General features: G+C 68.0%; 17 protein-coding genes. 4 read left to right on the top strand and 13 right to left on the bottom strand.

Annotation, left to right across the window (positions count from 1 at the left end; all coding sequences use genetic code 11):
- Nucleotides 1–34: 34 nt before the first annotated feature.
- Entirely contained in the window at nucleotides 35–1,081 is a 1,047-nt protein-coding gene (locus AB4879_RS14105; protein ID WP_370508074.1) for an alpha/beta fold hydrolase, read from the bottom strand.
- Nucleotides 1,082–1,114: 33 nt separating this feature from the next.
- Entirely contained in the window at nucleotides 1,115–2,089 is a 975-nt protein-coding gene (locus AB4879_RS14100; RefSeq protein WP_370508073.1) for a proteasome assembly chaperone family protein, read from the bottom strand.
- A gap of 210 nt (nucleotides 2,090–2,299) precedes the next feature.
- Between AB4879_RS14100 and AB4879_RS14095 the strand changes: the two genes are divergently transcribed.
- The gene (locus tag AB4879_RS14095; protein WP_370508072.1) at nucleotides 2,300–3,085 is read left to right on the top strand and encodes a serine protease; all 786 of its coding nucleotides are present in this window, start codon (nucleotides 2,300–2,302) and stop codon (nucleotides 3,083–3,085) included.
- 4 nt (nucleotides 3,086–3,089) lie between these two features.
- On the opposite strand, the gene sthA is transcribed toward AB4879_RS14095, so the two are convergent.
- Entirely contained in the window at nucleotides 3,090–4,502 is a 1,413-nt protein-coding gene (sthA, locus tag AB4879_RS14090) for a Si-specific NAD(P)(+) transhydrogenase (RefSeq protein WP_083116975.1), read from the bottom strand.
- A gap of 175 nt (nucleotides 4,503–4,677) precedes the next feature.
- Between sthA and AB4879_RS14085 the strand changes: the two genes are divergently transcribed.
- Complete coding sequence (locus AB4879_RS14085; RefSeq protein ID WP_370508071.1) at nucleotides 4,678–5,736, top strand: DUF4192 domain-containing protein; 1,059 nt, start codon at nucleotides 4,678–4,680, stop codon at nucleotides 5,734–5,736.
- A gap of 6 nt (nucleotides 5,737–5,742) precedes the next feature.
- Here AB4879_RS14085 and AB4879_RS14080 read toward each other — a convergent pair whose 3' ends face one another.
- The 3 genes from AB4879_RS14080 to AB4879_RS14070 all read right to left on the bottom strand — a co-directional run bounded on the left by AB4879_RS14080 (nucleotide 5,743) and on the right by AB4879_RS14070 (nucleotide 8,059).
- Nucleotides 5,743–6,432, bottom strand: coding sequence for a metal-dependent transcriptional regulator (locus tag AB4879_RS14080; protein ID WP_036338595.1), 690 nt, complete (start codon nucleotides 6,430–6,432; stop codon nucleotides 5,743–5,745).
- Between the two features lie 124 nt (nucleotides 6,433–6,556).
- A complete protein-coding gene (locus AB4879_RS14075) occupies nucleotides 6,557–7,546 on the bottom strand; it encodes a sigma-70 family RNA polymerase sigma factor (protein ID WP_286145621.1) in 990 nt (329 codons plus the stop codon).
- Nucleotides 7,547–7,663: 117 nt separating this feature from the next.
- On the bottom strand, nucleotides 7,664–8,059 hold the full coding sequence (locus tag AB4879_RS14070; RefSeq protein ID WP_370508070.1) for a DUF3099 domain-containing protein: 396 nt from the start codon (nucleotides 8,057–8,059) through the stop codon (nucleotides 7,664–7,666).
- A gap of 76 nt (nucleotides 8,060–8,135) precedes the next feature.
- Here AB4879_RS14070 and AB4879_RS14065 point away from each other — a divergent pair, with 76 nt between their 5' ends.
- Nucleotides 8,136–8,375: a DUF3039 domain-containing protein gene (locus tag AB4879_RS14065; protein WP_036338588.1), complete on the top strand. Its 240-nt coding sequence runs from the start codon at nucleotides 8,136–8,138 to the stop codon at nucleotides 8,373–8,375.
- Here the strand turns inward: AB4879_RS14065 and AB4879_RS14060 are convergent.
- Together AB4879_RS14060 and AB4879_RS14055 are read right to left on the bottom strand one after the other, a co-directional pair.
- Nucleotides 8,362–9,369: a YihY/virulence factor BrkB family protein gene (locus AB4879_RS14060; RefSeq protein WP_370508069.1), complete on the bottom strand. Its 1,008-nt coding sequence runs from the start codon at nucleotides 9,367–9,369 to the stop codon at nucleotides 8,362–8,364. The two genes, AB4879_RS14065 and AB4879_RS14060, sit on opposite strands and share 14 nt — an antisense overlap.
- A 60-nt stretch (nucleotides 9,370–9,429) precedes the next feature.
- A complete protein-coding gene (locus tag AB4879_RS14055; RefSeq protein WP_036338582.1) occupies nucleotides 9,430–9,621 on the bottom strand; it encodes a hypothetical protein in 192 nt (63 codons plus the stop codon).
- Nucleotides 9,622–9,780: 159 nt separating this feature from the next.
- Between AB4879_RS14055 and AB4879_RS14050 the strand changes: the two genes are divergently transcribed.
- Nucleotides 9,781–10,146, top strand: coding sequence for a DUF952 domain-containing protein (locus tag AB4879_RS14050; RefSeq protein WP_370508068.1), 366 nt, complete (start codon nucleotides 9,781–9,783; stop codon nucleotides 10,144–10,146).
- Here the strand turns inward: AB4879_RS14050 and AB4879_RS14045 are convergent.
- The 5 genes from AB4879_RS14045 to ppgK form a co-directional block, all read right to left on the bottom strand.
- Nucleotides 10,122–10,499 (bottom strand): RidA family protein, encoded by a 378-nt coding sequence (locus tag AB4879_RS14045; RefSeq protein ID WP_370508067.1) that lies wholly within the window; start codon nucleotides 10,497–10,499, stop codon nucleotides 10,122–10,124. The genes AB4879_RS14050 and AB4879_RS14045 overlap by 25 nt on opposite strands.
- A 62-nt stretch (nucleotides 10,500–10,561) precedes the next feature.
- Entirely contained in the window at nucleotides 10,562–12,016 is a 1,455-nt protein-coding gene (locus AB4879_RS14040) for a hypothetical protein (RefSeq protein WP_370508066.1), read from the bottom strand.
- Between the two features lie 169 nt (nucleotides 12,017–12,185).
- Entirely contained in the window at nucleotides 12,186–13,664 is a 1,479-nt protein-coding gene (locus AB4879_RS14035) for a serine hydrolase domain-containing protein (RefSeq protein ID WP_370508065.1), read from the bottom strand.
- A gap of 17 nt (nucleotides 13,665–13,681) precedes the next feature.
- The gene (locus AB4879_RS14030) at nucleotides 13,682–15,166 is read right to left on the bottom strand and encodes an RNA polymerase sigma factor (protein ID WP_370508064.1); all 1,485 of its coding nucleotides are present in this window, start codon (nucleotides 15,164–15,166) and stop codon (nucleotides 13,682–13,684) included.
- A 175-nt stretch (nucleotides 15,167–15,341) separates the two neighbouring features.
- The gene (gene ppgK / locus AB4879_RS14025) at nucleotides 15,342–16,124 is read right to left on the bottom strand and encodes a polyphosphate--glucose phosphotransferase (protein ID WP_370508063.1); all 783 of its coding nucleotides are present in this window, start codon (nucleotides 16,122–16,124) and stop codon (nucleotides 15,342–15,344) included.
- Between the last annotated feature and the right edge of the window lie 90 nt (nucleotides 16,125–16,214).

The following is a 16,214-nucleotide window of genomic DNA, read 5'->3' as shown; positions in this document are numbered from 1 at the left end:
GGCCGCAGTGACCGATGGGGGACGGTGCGATGCCTCAGGTGGCACTGCGCTCGTCGGCGCCGAGGGCATCGAGCACCGCGACCCGGGTGTCGAGTGACCCGGTGACCAGGCGTTCGGACAGGCCGGTGCGCAGGAGTTCGCGCAGGACGTCCTGGTCGTACTCGGCCGGGGCTGTCGAGTCGATGAACTTCTCGACGACCTCCACGAAACGGTCGGGGTCGTCGTGGAACGGGAAGTGGCCGGAGCGGCCGAAGATCTCGAGCTGGGAGCCGGGCATGGCGGAGTGCGCCATTCGGGCATGACTGACCGGGATCACCGCGTCCAAGTCACCCCAAATGAGTTGCACCGGAACGGATTCGGTCAGATAACATCGGTCCAGCATGGTGACCACCTGGCCCCGCCAGTCCACCACCGACCGCAATGTGCGGGTGAACGCCGACGAGGCCGTCGGCTCGGGCAGATCGGCCAGGATGCGCAGCGCGTCCGGCAGGTCGCGGCCCAGACCGGTGGAGCCGAAGACGCTGCCCAGCGCGCGGCCGGCAAGCTGCAACGCGGGCAGCACCATCGGCAGTCGCAGCAGGGCCAGGGCCTCCCCGCCCAACGGCAGCGAGGCGGCCCGCAGCGCGATGTTGACCTCTTTGGTCACCCCGCCCGCGCTGACCAGGATCAGCCGCTCCACCAATTGCGGGAACTGGTAAGCGAATTGCATCGCCACGCCGCCGCCGAGTGAATGCCCGACCACGGTCACCTTGTCGAGGTCGAGCACGCTGAGCAGATCGCGCATGCCGTTGGCGTAGGCCGCCACCGAATAGTCGGCTCGCGGCTTGTCGGACTGTCCATGCCCCAGCAGGTCCGGGGCGATGACGGTGAACCGCTGGGCGAGCTTGCTGTGCACCGGATGCCACGTCGTCGAGTTGTCACCGATCCCGTGGATCAGCAGCAGCGCCGGACCCGACCCGGCCACCCGGAAGGCCCGCCGGTAGCCGTGAATGGTCCGGAAGTGCAGGGTGGGCGTCACATCCCGCACCGGCTGGAGATTGGGCTTTCGCTGAGACTTCTGCTGAGGCTTCTGCTGAGTCACTGGCCAACCCTGTCATCGGTGCGGTGGACTCCGCTAGGTCTCGCCGCTGTCGTTGAAACCGTCTTTGAAGTCCTCGGCGTGCTGGGCCAGGAATTTCTCGAACTCCGCACCCAACTCGTCGCCGCTGGGGAGTTCTTCGTCGCGTGCCAGCAGCGACCGGTTCTCTTGAGCGGCAACGAAAGCATCGTACTGTCGCTCCAGCGCGGTCACCACTTGAGCGACCTCCGCCGAGGCTTCGACCTGCTCGTCGATCTTGGTGCGGATGGCCGCGCCGGCATCGGTCAGCCCCCGCAACGGAACCTGCAGCGACGTCAGCTTGGCGACCTGCTCCAGCAGCGCCTCGGCAGCGGGCGGAAAATCCGTTTGGGCCAGGTAGTGGGGCACATGCACGGTGAAGCCGATGACTTCGTGGCCGTGCTGGGCCATCCGGTACTCCAGCAGGTTGGACACACTGCCCGGGACCTGCACCTCGCCGACCCACGGGGTGAATTCGGTGATCAGTTCGCGGTTGTTGGAGTGCGCGGTCATCGTCACCGGCCGGGTGTGCGGCACGGCCATCGGGATGGTGCCCAGTCCGATGGTCTGGCGTACCCCGAGCTGCTCGGCCAGCAGCCGCACGGCGGTGACGAACCGCTCCCACTTCAGATCCGGCTCCATCCCGGCGAGCAGCAGGAACGGTGTGCCGAGGCTGTCGCGCAGGGCGTACAGATTCAGCGCAGGGTCGTCGTAGTCGGTGAAGTGATCGGTCTTGAACGTCATCAGCGGCCGGCGGGAGCGGTAGTCCAGCAGTTCGTCGATCGAGAACGAGGCCACCAACTCGGTGTCCAGCTTGGCTTTGAGGTGGTCGGCGGCCAGCCGAATGGCGCGGCCGGCGTCGGAGAAGCCTTCGAGAGCGTGAATCATCACCGGGCCACGCCCATCGGGTGCGGACAGTTGTGGCGCCGGAAACTCCAGTTCGTACATGCCGGTCGGCTCGGGTTGGTAGGGCTGTGCCTGCTCGTCAGTCATCGTCTCCGCCTCCTCGCGGCGCCCGGGCACGTCGTCGTCCCCTTGCACCGTGACAACCAGTGTCTCTCAGGAGCCGCGGGGGCGGCGACATCGGGCAGAGAATCGGGTGAGCGCTGACCATAGCGCTCGTGTTGCACAACGCTGGTGGGGTGCCCGCCGTTCCCGGCGTCTACCCGGGTCGAAAACGCGCAGATCGGGCATGATCGAGCCATGCGGACGGTCGCGGCGGCCCTGAACCTCGTGGTGGCCACGGTTCTGGTGTCCGGCTGCCATTCGACCGCCGAGCCGCGGGCCAAGGCCGCCGAGCAGTCCCGCGCGGCGGCGGTACCGGCCGCGAATGCCCAGCCGGTGGCGGCCCGGCCCGACGTGGGAGCGCTGTTCCTCGGCGCCACCGACACCCACACCTGCACCGCCTCAGTGGTCCATTCCGCGGGCCAGGATCTGATCCTGACCGCCGCGCACTGCCTGGCGGCGGGCCTGCCCGCCACGTTCGTACCGGGATTCGACGAGAGCGCCGCTCCCGGCGATGTCTGGACCGTCGACACCGTCTACCTCGATCCCCGCTGGCTGAGCACTCAGGACCCCAAGGCGGATTATGCGTTCGCGCGGGTCAGCAGAGCCACCGGCGGCACCGTCGAAACCGCTGCGGGCCGGGCACTCACCCTCGGCGCCGCGCCCACCGAGACCGCGCCGGTGACGGTGATCGGGTACCCGGTGGGCGACGGCGGGCCCCCGCTGGGCTGCGACACCGTCGCCCGCATCGAGGACGGATACCCGGCGCTGCGCTGCGACGGCCTGGTCGACGGAACCAGCGGCGGCCCGTGGATCGCCGGGGCGACGGTGGTCGGCGTGATCGGCGGGCGCAACGGCGGCGGCTGCCAGGACAACGTCTCGTACTCGGCACCGTTCGATGCGGCGACGGCAGCGCTGCTGGCGCGCGCCGAAGCGGGGGGACCGGGCGACGACGCGCCGGCGTCGTTCGACAGCGAGTGCTGAGCGCCTAGCGGCGGAACTGGTTCAGCGCACGCAGCTTGTTCATCACGTCGAGTGCGGCCACCTTGTAGGCCTCCGAGAACGTCGGATAGTTGAAGACGGCGTCGACCAGGTACTCGATGGTCCCGCCGCAGCCCATCACGGCCTGGCCGATGTGCACCAATTCTGTTGCCGCGGTGCCGAAGATGTGAACGCCGAGGACCTTCAGGTCTTCGGTCGACACCAGCAGCTTGAGCATGCCGTAGGAGTCGCCGGCGATCTGGCCGCGGGCCAGCTCGCGGTAGCGGGACACCCCGACCTCGTAGGGGACCGCCGCCTTGGTGAGGTCCACCTCGGTGGCGCCGACGTAGGACACCTCCGGGATCGAGTAGATGCCGATCGGCTGCAGCACGGTCATACCGGCCGTCGGCTCGCCGAACGCGTGGTAGGCCGCCAGCCGGCCCTGCTCCATCGAGGTGGCCGCCAGGGCGGGGAAGCCGATGACATCGCCAACGGCGTAGATGTGGTCGACCTTCGACTGAAATGTCTTCTCGTCGACGAAGATCCGGCCACGGTTGTCGGCCTCCAGACCGGCGTTCGCCAGATCCAGGTGGTCGGTCTGGCCTTGCCGTCCGGCCGAGTACATGACGGTTTCGGCGGGGATCTGCTTGCCGCTGGCCAATGTGGTGACGGTGCCGGCCGAACCGACGTCGACAGCGGTCACCTCCTCGCCGAAACGGAACGTCACCGCCAGGTCGCGAAGGTGGAAGCGCAGGGCTTCGACGATCTCGGGATCGCAGAAGTCGAGCATCGTGTCGCGTTTCTCGACGACGGTGACCTTGGTGCCCAGCGCGGCGAACATCGAGGCGTACTCGATGCCGATGACGCCGGCGCCGACCACCACCATCGAGCCCGGGATGGTCTTCAGGTCGAGGATGCCGTCGGAGTCCAGCACCCGGTTCTCGTCGAACTCGACGCCGGCGGGCCGCGCCGGCTTGGTGCCGGTGGCGATGATGATGTAGCGGCCGCTGACGGTGATGTGCTCGGCCCGGGTGGGGTCCTCGACCTCGACGGTGTGCTCATCGATGAACCGGCCGTGCCCCACGTAGAGCTCGATACCGTTGCGCATCAACTGGTTTCGCACCACGTCGACCTCTTTGCGGATCACGTGTTCGGTGCGGGCGAGCAGATCGGCGGGAGTGATCTTGTCCTTGACCCGGTAGCTGGCGCCGTAGAGTTCGCGCTGACTCATGCCGGTCAGGTAGAGCACCGCCTCGCGCAGCGTCTTCGACGGGATGGTGCCGGTCTGAACACAGACACCGCCGAGCATCTGCCCGCGTTCGATGACGGCCACCGACTTGCCCAGCTTGGCTGCCGCGATGGCTGCTTTCTGACCGCCGGGCCCCGAGCCGATGACGACGAGGTCGTATTCCACACTCATGAGGACAAGATGTACGCCGGTTTGCCGAATCTCGCATGCCGACCGTGTCAATACGACATGAACAATGTGGCGCCGCTTGCCGGCGGCTATCCCCAGTTCCGAGTTCATCCCCAGCCGCATGCTTGTCGGTGCTCGGCGGACCGATTTGGTCGGCGCCGGTTGCGACTGTCGGGCCATGACCACACACGAACCTGACTATCGCTTCACCCGTCCTGGCGCCCTGATCGCCGCGCTGCCCGCTGTTCTCGGCTTCGTCCCGGAGAAATCACTGGTGCTGGTGTCCCTGGAGGACCGCGAAATGGGAGCGGTCATGCGCGTCGACTTGTCGAACGCGATGGACGGGGGCCTCACCCGCCTGGCAGAAGTCGCCGCCGCCTCGGGCGCGGACACGGTGGTGGCCGTGATCGTCGACGCCGACGGCGCCCCCTGCCCGATGTGCAACCAGGACTACCGCGACATGTGCGACGAGTTGGACGCGGCGCTGTCCGCCCACGACATGACCGTCTACGCCACCCATGTGGTCGACCGGATCGAGGCCGGCGGCCGGTGGCACTGCGTCGACGGCTGTGGCGCGTTCGGCGCGGTGGAGGATCCGATGGCCTCACCGCTCGCCGCGGCCGCCGTGCTCGAGGGGCGGCGACTGTATCCACGCCGGTCCGATCTGCAGGCGGTGGTCGCGGTCGCCGACGCCGGTCGGGCCGCGTCGCTGGTGCCGGCGATCGCCGCGCACGCCGAGGCGCGGGAGGCCGACTGGCGGGCAGATCCGGACAGGTGCGGGCGCCGCGATGTCGAGGCGGTAATGGCGATCGCCGCCAGGGTCAGTGACGGTGCGGACCTCGGGGAGGCCGAACTGGCGATGCTCGCGTGCGCGCTGACCGACGTCTCGGTCCGCGACACGTTGTACGCGCTCGCAGTCGGTGCGGTGGCCGGCGATGCCGAGGCGCTGTGGACGGTGCTGGCGCGGACCCTTCCCGACCCGTGGCGAACCGAAGCGCTTGTGCTGCTGGCTTTTTCGGCATACACGCGTGGCGACGGGCCGTTGGCCGGGCTATCGCTGGAGGCGGCGCTGCGCAGCGATCCTGAGCACCGGATGGCGAGCATGCTCGACACCGCGTTGCAGTCGGGAATGCGGCCCGAGCAGATCCGGGAGCTGGCCGGCGCGGGGTACCGGCTGGCCAAGCGGTTGGGGGTGCGGCTTCCGCCGCGGCGAGCGTTCGGCCGTCGCGCGGTGTAGAGCTGCTTAGACCTTCTCGACCTTGACCGCGTGGGCCATCTCGTGCGGCAGGTGCACGTTCTCGTGGCCGCCGATCAGGATCGTCACACCGCCGTGCGGGCCGCTCTCCACCTGCACACGGGCATTGGGCACCACACCGGCACCCTTGAGCTGACCGATCAGCTCGACGTCACCCTGCACGTGTTCGGAGAGCTGACGGACCACCACGGCGACGGGGGAGCCGGCCGGCAGCTCGGTCAGGCGCACCAGGTTGGCGTCCTCGAACTTGCTCATGTCCAGGCCCAGCAGCGACAGACCGGGAATCGGGTTGCCGAACGGGGACACCGTCGGGTCATCGAGGACCTGCACCAGCCGGCGCTCGACGTCCTCGCTCATCACGTGTTCCCAGCGGCAGGCTTCGGCGTGCACTTCCTCCCACGGCAACCCGATGACGTCCACCAGCAGGCGCTCGGCGAGGCGATGCTTGCGCATCACCGAGACGGCCAATTCGCGTCCCTTTTCGGTCAGTTCAAGGTGCCGGTCGCCGGCCACATGCAGCAGGCCGTCGCGTTCCATCCGGGCCACGGTCTGGCTGACCGTCGGGCCACTCTGCTCGAGCCGCTCGGCAATGCGTGCGCGCAGGGGGATCACGCCCTCCTCTTCGAGGTCGTAGATCGTGCGCAGATACATCTCAGTGGTATCGACCAGATCGTTCATTAAGGACACCCTTCGTCTGCCCCGAGTCTACTTGGCTAGCTGCGTAAATGGACGTGCAACACCTCCGGCCACAGCAGTGTGCCCGCCGGCTTCGCCGACGGGCACACTGGAGGGGGTTGCTTACTCAGCTGGCGTAGGACCGTAGCCGGTCGGCCCGGTCGCCGTTGCGCAGCTTCGACATGACCTCACGCTCGATCTGGCGGACCCGCTCGCGGGACAGGCCGAACAGCTTGCCGATCTGGTCGAGGGTGCGGGGCTGGCCGTCGTCGAGGCCGAACCGCAGCCGGATCACCTGCTGCTCCCGCTCGTCCAAGGTGGCCAGCACGTGGCGGATGTCGGTGTGCAGCAATTCGGCGATCACCGCGTTCTCGGCGGACATGGCCTCGGAGTCCTCGATGAAGTCGCCGAGCGGGGCCTCCTCGTCGCTGCCGACCGGCATGTCGAGGCTCACCGGGTCGCGGCTGTGCTCGAGCAGATCGTTGATCTTCTCGACCGGAATACCGGACTCCTCCGCCAGCTCCTCGTCGCTGGCCTCCCGGCCCAGGCTCTGGTGCATCTCACGCTTGATGCGGGCCAGCTTGTTCACCTGCTCCACCAGGTGGACGGGCAGCCGGATGGTGCGGCTCTGGTCGGCCATGCCGCGGGTGATGGCCTGACGGATCCACCACGTGGCATACGTCGAGAACTTGAAACCCTTGGTGTAGTCGAACTTCTCCATCGCGCGGATCAGCCCCAGGTTGCCCTCCTGGATGAGGTCCAGCAGCGGCATGCCGCGACCGGTGTAGCGCTTGGCCAGCGACACCACCAGGCGCAGGTTGGCCTCGAGCAGATGACTGCGGGCGGCCTGCCCGTCGCGCACGATGATGGCGAGATCACGCTTACGGTTCTCGCTGAGTCGCTTCTTGGTCGCCAGCAGGTGCTGGGCGAACAGCCCGGCCTCGATCCGCTTGGCCAGCTCTACCTCGTCCTCTGCGGTGAGCAGGGCGGTTTTGCCGATGCCGTTCAGATAGACGCGCACCAGGTCGGCGGCTGGACTCTGGGCGTCCAGATCGCTGTCAATCCGGCTGGTGGTGGCATTTGCCATGGTGGCCTCCTGATCGGCTGCAACTGTCAAAGCGTTCAACGTGCGATCCGAACAAAGAGTTCCCGCAAGGGCGTCTGTTCACACCCTCTGACGTGCGGGAATAGCGACGAGCCCTGAGAATGTCCTGAGAAACGGCCCGGTCGGCGGTCAGTGGGAACCGCGGTCGGGACCACCGGCCGGGTGCGGTTGCGCAGCCGAGATGCCGGCATCGAGCGCGCGCCGCTCGGCCCGCGGGAACAGCGGGGTCCGCTGCGGGGTGTCGTTGAAGCGGCGGGGCTCCTCCGCGCGCCGGGGCGGGCGGTCATTGGCGATCAGGACGGCCATCCACGGCAGCGGCAACGACACCGCGATGATCGCCAGTGAGATCAGTCCGTTGTGCCACAGGCCGTACGCGGCGGCCGCCAGGATCAGTGCCGGAATCCGAAATGACATGATCGTCAGATACTTCCGCACGCGCTGGCGATGCTGGTCTTCGTAGGGCGTCGCCGCGGCCGTGATGAGCACGGGCCGACCCTCGTCGTCGAAACCCAGCTCACGCTTCATAGCTCTACTGTTCCACAATTCGCGATCGATATGCATGCCGGTTTCTTACGGCTGTCTTACCGGGCACAATGTCTGTATGCAGACCCAGACAATCGAGCGCACCGACGCCGACGAACGTGTCGACGACGGGACCGACGACGATGCCCCCAAGGTCTTCCATTACGTCAAGAAGGACAAGATCGCCGAGAGTGCCGTGATGGGCACCCACGTCGTCGCACTGTGCGGCGAGGTGTTCCCGGTGACCCGCGCGGCCAAGCCGGGTTCGCCGGTGTGCCCGGACTGCAAGCGGGTCTACGAGAACCTCAAGAAGGGCTGACCGGGGCGGCTTCGGTCGTGTCCGTGGGCGCCGGCTGCGGCTCATCGTCGGCGTCGTCTTGCTTGTTGCCGTTGTCACCCATCGACTTCGCCATGCGTCTCAACCACGTTCGCACCTGTTCGGCGTGCGGCTTGGGGGCGGGAAATTCCTCTTCGATGGCGGCGTTGAGTTCGGCGCCGATCATGATGGCGAAGCCGAGGAAGAACGCAAACAGCAGGAACGCGATCGGGGTCGCCAGCGCGCCATATGTATAGCCGGTGCTGGTGATCCAGGTCAGGTAGAACCGCAGGCCCATCGCCGCGACCGCGAACACCGCGGCGGCCAGGATCGCACCCCACACCAGGCGATGGGTGGGCAGCGGTTTGGGCAGCGACACCCGGTAGAGGATCGTCACCGCCAGCACCAAGGTCACCGCCAGGGCGGGGTAGTAACCGTAGTGCAGGATGTTGTCCCAGCTGTCCGGCAGATACGACGAGATCTTGCGGGGGCCGAGCGCCACGAACGGTGCGCTGGCGATGACGAACACCAGCATCACCACGTAGAGCCCGAGCGCGAAGAACCGTTGCCGCACCGGATGTCGCAGCGGCGTCTGGTCGTGGGCTTCCACCACCGAGTCGACGAACGCCGAGATGGCCGACGAACCGGCCCACAGGCTGATGACGAAACCGAACGACACCACCTCGCCGCGTGCGCCCGCCACGATGTCGCGGACCGTCGGCTGGATGATCTCGTTGACAACGTTCTTCGAGAAGAAGCTGTTCGCGAAGTTGATCAGCTGGTTCTCGATGGTCGGCAGGGTGTCCGGTCCGAACATCGGCGCGATGTACGCCAGGCTCCCGAGAATCCCGAGTAGCAGCGGCGGCAACGACAGCACAGACCAGAAACCGGCCTGGGCCGCCTCGGAGAAAATCGAGTCGTCCCAGCTCTTGGACAACGTGCGTTTCGAGATCCGCCACACGTGATGACGAGACGGCTTGGCCGATTGGTCAGTCATGACCAGTCCAGCATTCCTGACGACGGCGATCCTGCCCAGCGACGCGGCCGCGAGTAGTTGTTACGCCTCCGACGGGCTGACTTCGATCACCGCGGCCAACTCGATCAGCTTGGCCTGGTGCTCGTTGGCGTGATGCTGGCAGAACAGGAGTTCGGCACCGGAGGGAAGCTTGGCGCGCACCCGAGCCGCCGCACCACAGCGGTCGCAGCGATCAGCCTTGGTCAATTCAGGACTGGTCAGGGTCGCGTTCATGGGCTCCTCCGTAAGGTGCTCAGCGCTTCGGTGACTGGTCGCCACCGTCACGTATCTCTACTGTCTCAGACGTTTTGTGTTCCGGCCTTGTTCCCCGGTGGTTTAACGCTGTGTCGTGTCTCACGCCTTCTCGTGTTGCGGGTGGTGCAGTGTGGTCGTATGTACCCGAATCCGGAATTCTTACTCCACCTGTGCGGACAGCGAGACTGGGAAACCGCGCGGGCCAGTGGCGAACTTTGCCCCGCGTCGCGCAGCGATGCCGGATTCATTCACCTGTCGACGCCGGAGCAGGTCCACCTGCCGGCCAACCGGTTGTACTCCGGCCGAACCGATTTGGTGCTGCTCCACATCGACCCTCGACAGCTGCAGGCGCCGCTGCGTTGGGAACACGGTGTTACAACGGATCCCGCGTCGATGCGGTTCCCGCACCTGTACGGCCGGTTGCCCACGTCGGCCGTGATGGACGTCACGCCGTATCTGCCCGGGCCGGATGGCAGGTTTCAGCCGTTCGAGCCGTCGACGTAGGCGTCGGCCTCGATCTCCACCAGCAGCCCGGGCTCGATGAGCGCGGCGACCTCGACCATGGTGGCCGCCGGGCGGATCGCGCCGAAGAACTCCGCGTGCACCGCGCCGACCTCGCGCCAGGCTGTGATGTCGGTGATGTAGATCCGGGTGCGAATCACGTCGGACAGTGAGGCGCCGAGATCGTCCAGCGCTGTTGCTATGCGCTGCAATGCATTTCGAGTCTGAGCGACGACGTCGTCGCCCGCGCCGGTGGTGCCGGAGACCGCGACGTGCGGGCCGATCCGAACCGCCCTGGAGTAGCCGACTTCAGGCTCGTAGGCCGATTTCGAGGACAGATTCACCCTGCTGAACACGGCGTCAGGGTAAGCGGGCGCGACCTGCTCGCGCAGCTGAATTACGGGTGGCTGAGCGGGATTCAGCCTGCGCCGCCCGTGCCGCCCCCGCCGCCGGAGCCGCCCTTGCCGCCGACACCACCCGATTGAGCTTGGCCCGCAGTGCCGCTACCGCCGGTGCTGCCGGGATTGGCGCCGTTGGCGCCCGGGCCGCCCTTGCCTCCGGAACCGCCCGATCCACCGGCACCGCCGGTGTTGGTCTGTCCGTTCTCGGCGTTTCCACCGAAACCGCCGGTGCCGCCGGTGCCGCCACGGCCGCCCGACTTCACGGTTCCCAGACCGCCGGCACCACCTGCGCCGCCGGTGCCGCCGGCGCCGGCGTTGTTGGTTTGACCGAAGTCGAAGTTGACGCCGCCGAAGCCGCCGCTTCCGCCGCTTCCGCCGGCTCCGCCGGTCGCTCCGGTGCCGCCCTGGCCGCCGGTGCCGCCCGCGCCACCGGCCCCGCCGTCGAAGCCGTTAGTGCCCGGTCCGCCGGTCCCGCCGTAGCCGCCGGTGCCGCCGGTGCCACCGATCTGCGAACCGGTACCGCCCTGGCCGCCGTTGCCGCCCAGGCCGCCGTTGCCTTCGGATGCCAGGCCGCCTGCGCCACCGGTGCCGCCGCTGCCGCCGGCGACACCGGTCCCGCCCTGCCCGCCGTTGCCGCCGTCGCCGCCGGACTGGCCAAGGCCGCCGGCGCCGCCGGTCCCGCCCTGGCCGCCGAGTTGGCCACCATTGCCGCCGCTTCCACCCTGGCCGCCGGCACCGGCGAATTGGGTCGTGAACGAGCCGCCGCCGGCGCCGCCGGTCCCGCCGTTGCCGCCGTTGCCGGTTGAGCCGTTGAGGCCGAAGAGGCCGAAGAAACCTCCTCGCCCGCCTGCTCCGCCGTCCCCACCGTTGCCGCCCTGGCCGCCGTTGTCGCCGAGAGTCGCGGCGGTGGCCCCGTTTGCGCCATCGCCGCCGACGCCGCCGACCCCGCCGTCGCCTCCGCGACCGAAGAAGAACCCGCCGGCCCCGCCGCTGCCGCCGTTCGCCCCGTTCCCGCCGTCGTCGCCGGGAAGCGTGCCCGCGGCACCGGTGATACCGGCTCCGCCGTTTCCGCCGCGACCGAAGAAGAAGCCACCCGCTCCGCCGCTGCCGCCGTCGAGCCCGTTACCGCCGTTGCCGAAGAGCAGTCCGGCGTTGCCGCCGTTGCAGGCGGTGCCGACACAACCGGGCTGGGCGTCGGCGCCGTTGCCGATGAAGATGCCGACGATGGGGATGTCGCGCACCGTTATGTCGCTGATGGCGGCGGCCAGGACGGTGGGGGAAACCGTCGTCGCGCGGGCCGCCACGGGACCGACCGAGGCGCAGTCGATGTTGGTCATCAGGCACTGCAGGCCACTGGGTGAGGGCGGCTCGGCGGGTGCTGCCGCGGCCGAGCCTGCGCTGGCCAACAGTAGACCCGCACCGGCGAATGCCGTTCCGATGGTGAGCGACAACGTCGTCGTGGGAACTGTCAAGAAGAGGCGGCGAGCACTGTATGAAGACACGGCAACCCTTCGACCTGGGAGCTCCGGGTGAGCTGATCAGGCCGATCATGACACGGCGGCCAGTGCTGAGGTTGATGGTTTGTGACGGCAACGAAAATAAACGCTGGTCCGATCGGGGCCGGCGGGTCGTGGGACCTACTCAGCCACTGCCGTACAGGTGCAGTGATCGTGCGGCGGCGGTGGCCACGGCAGCGCGCAGCGACGTGATCGGAGAACTGCCGCGGGTGTGAACCGCGTTGGACAACAGCACCACGTAGGTGTCCGATCGTGGGTCCAGCCACAGGGACGTCCCGGTGAAGCCGGTGTGGCCGAAGCTGCCGATCGGGAACACCGCACCGCGTGTGGAAGATTGGCCCGTGTCGATGTCCCAGCCGAGACCGCGAAGGTTCGCACCCGGGATCGCCGGATACCGCCCGAGATCGCCCGGGTTCCCATTCAGCGCCGCGTTGGCCGCGGCCAGTTGTCCCGAGTCATGTCCCGGCTGCTGCGGGGAGGTCATCAGCTCGAGGGTCGCCTGCGTGAGCGGAAAAGTGCTGGGCCTGCCGGCTAGCCGGTCGAGTAGTGCCTGCGCGAAGACGCTGACATCGGAGGCCGTGGAGAACAGGCCGGCATGCCCGGCCACCCCGCCCATTCGTCGCGCGGTCGTATCGTGCACCGTGCCGCGCAGCAGGTGGCCGAAATCCGGGTTGCGGTTCGGCTCGCCGGGGTTGTCCTCATCCCACGCCGTCGGTGCGATGCGGGGGAGCAGATCCGTATTCCATTGGCCTGCAGAACATTCCGTTGCTTCCGTGGGCGACCAGCGGACTGCGGCGCCTGTGATCGTATGGTGCCCGCACACTTTCGCCAGCGGTAGGTAGCGGGTGTCGGCCATTCCCAGTGGGGCGAACACATTCTGGTGAACGTAGTCGTCCTCGGGCTCGCCGGTCAGCCGCTCGATCAGCGCGCCGAGCAGGATGAAGTTGATGTCGGAGTAGCGAAACCCCTCTCCGGGAGGCGATTCCAGTGGCGTGGTCAGTGCGCGACGGAAACCCTCGGCGCGATCGGGGGAATCCAAACCCCACGGGTCCTTGAGCTCGACGTCGCCGGTTTCACCTGAGGTGTGGGTGAGCAGCATCCGCACCGTGACCGCGGCGCGCTTGGGATCGTTGCCGGTGTTGAACTCAGGCAGATACTTCTGAATCGGGTCGTCGAGTGCCAACCGGCCCTGCTCGTAAAGCTGCATGACGGCCGTCGCGGTGGCCAGCGGCTTCGTCAGGGACGCGAGATCGAAGATGGTGTCCTCGGTCATCGGTTCGGCGGGCGCGGGTGATCCGTCCAGACCCCGCTCACCGGCCAGCTTGCGCACCCCGTAGGCCCTGCGGAAGACGACCGCGCCCGCGTGCCCGACCGTGACCACCGCACCAGGCAGGCGGTTCGCCGCGACGGCCTCGGTCATGATCGCCGACACCGCGGGAAGATCGGGTGTCGGTGGCCCGGCCGGCGTCGCGGGTGCGTAGGTGGGAACCGCTCGCGGGGTGACCGTGGCGTGCGGCCCGGGACTGTGCGAGCATGCGGCGGCCAGGGTCAGCAATACGGCCCCGGCAGCGCGAGCTGCCAGCTGAAAACGGCCGCGGCGCAACGGAATTGGTTCGGCCCTCAGTCGAGGTAGTCGCGCAGCACCTGGGAACGGCTGGGGTGCCGCAGCTTGCTCATGGTCTTCGACTCGATCTGCCGGATCCGCTCACGGGTGACCCCGTACACCTGCCCGATCTCGTCAAGCGTGCGCGGCTGGCCGTCGGTCAAGCCGAACCGCAGCCGCACCACGCCGGCTTCGCGCTCGGACAGCGTCTCGAGCACCGACTGCAGCTGATCCTGGAGCAGCGTGAACGAGACGGCGTCGACGGCCACGACGGCCTCGGAGTCCTCGATGAAGTCGCCGAGCTGGCTGTCGCCCTCGTCGCCGATGGTCTGGTCCAGCGAGATGGGTTCACGCGCGTACTGCTGGATCTCCAGCACCTTCTCGGGCGTGATGTCCATTTCCTTGGCCAGCTCTTCGGGGGTGGGCTCGCGGCCCAGGTCCTGGAGCAGCTCACGCTGGATGCGGCCGAGCTTGTTGATGACCTCGACCATGTGCACCGGGATACGGATGGTGCGAGCCTGGTCGGCCATCGCGCGGGTGATGGCCTGACGGATCCACCACGTCGCATAGGTGGAGAACTTGTAGCCCTTGGTGTAGTCGAACTTCTCCACCGCGCGGATCAGACCCAGGTTGCCCTCCTGGATGAGGTCCAGGAAGGCCATGCCGCGACCGGTGTAGCGCTTGGCCAGCGACACCACCAGACGCAGGTTGGCCTCGAGCAGATGGTTTTTCGCGCGGTCGCCGTCGCGGCAGATCCACTGCATGTCGCGGCGCTGCTGAACCGGCAGCTTCTCGCCCTTGTCGGTCTTCTCCGCCATCAGCTGGGTGGCGTAGAGGCCTGCCTCGATCCGCTTGGCGAGCTCGACCTCTTCCTCGGCGTTGAGCAGCGCGACCTTGCCGATCTGCTTCAGGTAGGCGCGAACCGAGTCGGCCGAGGCGGTGAGCTCGGCGTCCTTGCGGGCCTGCCGCAGTGCCTCGGACTCTTCTTCGTCCCACACGAAGTCGCCGGAGGCCTTGTCCTTCTCCGACGGCTCGGCGATGTCTTCTTCGTCCCCGGACTCGCCCTCGGCGGCCGGCGCGCCCGCGGCCGGGGTCGCTTCCTCGTCGGCCGCGTCATCAGAATCGGCGACGTCCTCGAGGTCCTCGAGTTCGATGTCGTCCTCGGCTACGTCGAGTTCGGGATCGACATCGAGGTCGCCGTCGAGTTCCTCATCGGCGCCGGCCTCGGCGTCGGTGTCGGCGGGGGACGCATCCTTCTTGGCCCGGCCGCGGGTGGCCGGCGCCTTCTTCGCGGCAGCCTTGGTGGCGCGCGCCTTTTTCGGGGTGGCCGTTCCGTCAGTGATCTCGGAATCGCCGGGCTCGGCTCCGGCCGCGCGGGGAGCGGCCTTGGCGGCACGCTTGACCGGCGCGGAACCGTTGGCCGCCGGCTTCTTCGCGGGAGTCTTGGTGGCGGTGCGCTTCACCGGCTCATCGGTTGCCGGGCTTGCCTTCGTCGCTGCCACGTACACCCTTTCGGTCGTGCTGGCTCTCGGCGGGCGTGGACGCGCCACCGAAAGCGTCGGCTATGAGGACTATTGGCGTGGATCTCGTGGTGGATTCTCGCCGCTATCCGGTAGGCGGCCGCCATCGACCATTGTAACGACAGTGTGGGCTGCTACCGCGCCGAGCGACGAAAAATCAGCGTGTGACGTCGGCCTGCGCCGCCATCGCGGCCCCGACGATGCCCGCCTCGTTCTGCAACTCGGCGGCGACCACCGGGGTCCGGTTCTTCAGCAGCGGGATCCATTTGTCGGCCTTCCGGCTGATGCCGCCGCCGGCGATGAACAGCTCAGGCCACAGTGCGTTCTCGATGCTGACCAGCACTTTCGTGACTTCCTGGCTCCATCGTTCGTAGCTCCAGTCCTTGCGTTCCTTGACCGAGGACGCCGCTCGGTGTTCGGCCTCCTTGCCGTCGACCTCGAGATGACCGAACTCGGTGTTCGGCAGCAGCTGGCCGCCATGGATCACCGCGGATCCGATCCCGGTGCCGAAGGTCAGCAAGATGATCACGCCGTCCCGGTTGCGTCCGGCGCCGTGGTGTTGCTCGGCGATGCCCGCGGCGTCGGCGTCGTTGAGCACCACCACGCGCTGACCGCCCAGGGCCGCGCCGATGACCTCGGAGGCGTTGGTGCCGATCCAGCCCTTGTCGACGTTGGCCGCGGTCTGCACGACGCCGTTGACGACGACGCCGGGGTAGGTGACGCCCAGCGGGCCGGTCCAGTCGAAGTGCTTGACCACCTCGGCGACCGTCGCGGCGACCGCTTCGGGGGTGGAGGGCTGCGGGGTCGCCAACTTGTAGCGGTCGCCGATCAGTTTGCCGGTGTCGAGATCGACGATGCCACCCTTGACCCCGCTGCCGCCGACGTCGACGCCGAAGCCGCGGTTCTGTCCGGGGGTGGTGGGGGATTCGGTCTCGGGCATGGGCTGCTCCTCGGCGACGCGGGCGGTCTGCGCGATGCACACACTAGTGGCTGCGCGCCCCTTTGTGTTCGGTGTCGGGAGGTCTGTGCT

This window comes from Mycobacterium sp. SA01 (genome assembly GCF_041287105.1).
Classification (GTDB): domain Bacteria; phylum Actinomycetota; class Actinomycetes; order Mycobacteriales; family Mycobacteriaceae; genus Mycobacterium.
This window is presented reverse-complemented; position numbering and strand designations above follow the sequence as displayed.

Excerpts from the sequence above, each read along its gene's own strand:
- AB4879_RS14100 (WP_370508073.1), bottom strand. The coding sequence starts at position 2,089 with ATGACTGACGAGCAGGCACAGCCCTACCAACCCGAGCCGACCGGCATG.
- AB4879_RS14095 (WP_370508072.1), top strand. The coding sequence starts at position 2,300 with ATGCGGACGGTCGCGGCGGCCCTGAACCTCGTGGTGGCCACGGTTCTG.
- sthA (WP_083116975.1), bottom strand. The coding sequence starts at position 4,502 with ATGAGTGTGGAATACGACCTCGTCGTCATCGGCTCGGGGCCCGGCGGT.
- AB4879_RS14085 (WP_370508071.1), top strand. The coding sequence starts at position 4,678 with ATGACCACACACGAACCTGACTATCGCTTCACCCGTCCTGGCGCCCTG.
- AB4879_RS14080 (WP_036338595.1), bottom strand. The coding sequence starts at position 6,432 with ATGAACGATCTGGTCGATACCACTGAGATGTATCTGCGCACGATCTAC.
- AB4879_RS14070 (WP_370508070.1), bottom strand. The coding sequence starts at position 8,059 with ATGAAGCGTGAGCTGGGTTTCGACGACGAGGGTCGGCCCGTGCTCATC.
- AB4879_RS14065 (WP_036338588.1), top strand. The coding sequence starts at position 8,136 with ATGCAGACCCAGACAATCGAGCGCACCGACGCCGACGAACGTGTCGAC.
- AB4879_RS14060 (WP_370508069.1), bottom strand. The coding sequence starts at position 9,369 with ATGACTGACCAATCGGCCAAGCCGTCTCGTCATCACGTGTGGCGGATC.
- AB4879_RS14055 (WP_036338582.1), bottom strand. The coding sequence starts at position 9,621 with ATGAACGCGACCCTGACCAGTCCTGAATTGACCAAGGCTGATCGCTGC.
- AB4879_RS14050 (WP_370508068.1), top strand. The coding sequence starts at position 9,781 with ATGTACCCGAATCCGGAATTCTTACTCCACCTGTGCGGACAGCGAGAC.
- ppgK (WP_370508063.1), bottom strand. The coding sequence starts at position 16,124 with ATGCCCGAGACCGAATCCCCCACCACCCCCGGACAGAACCGCGGCTTC.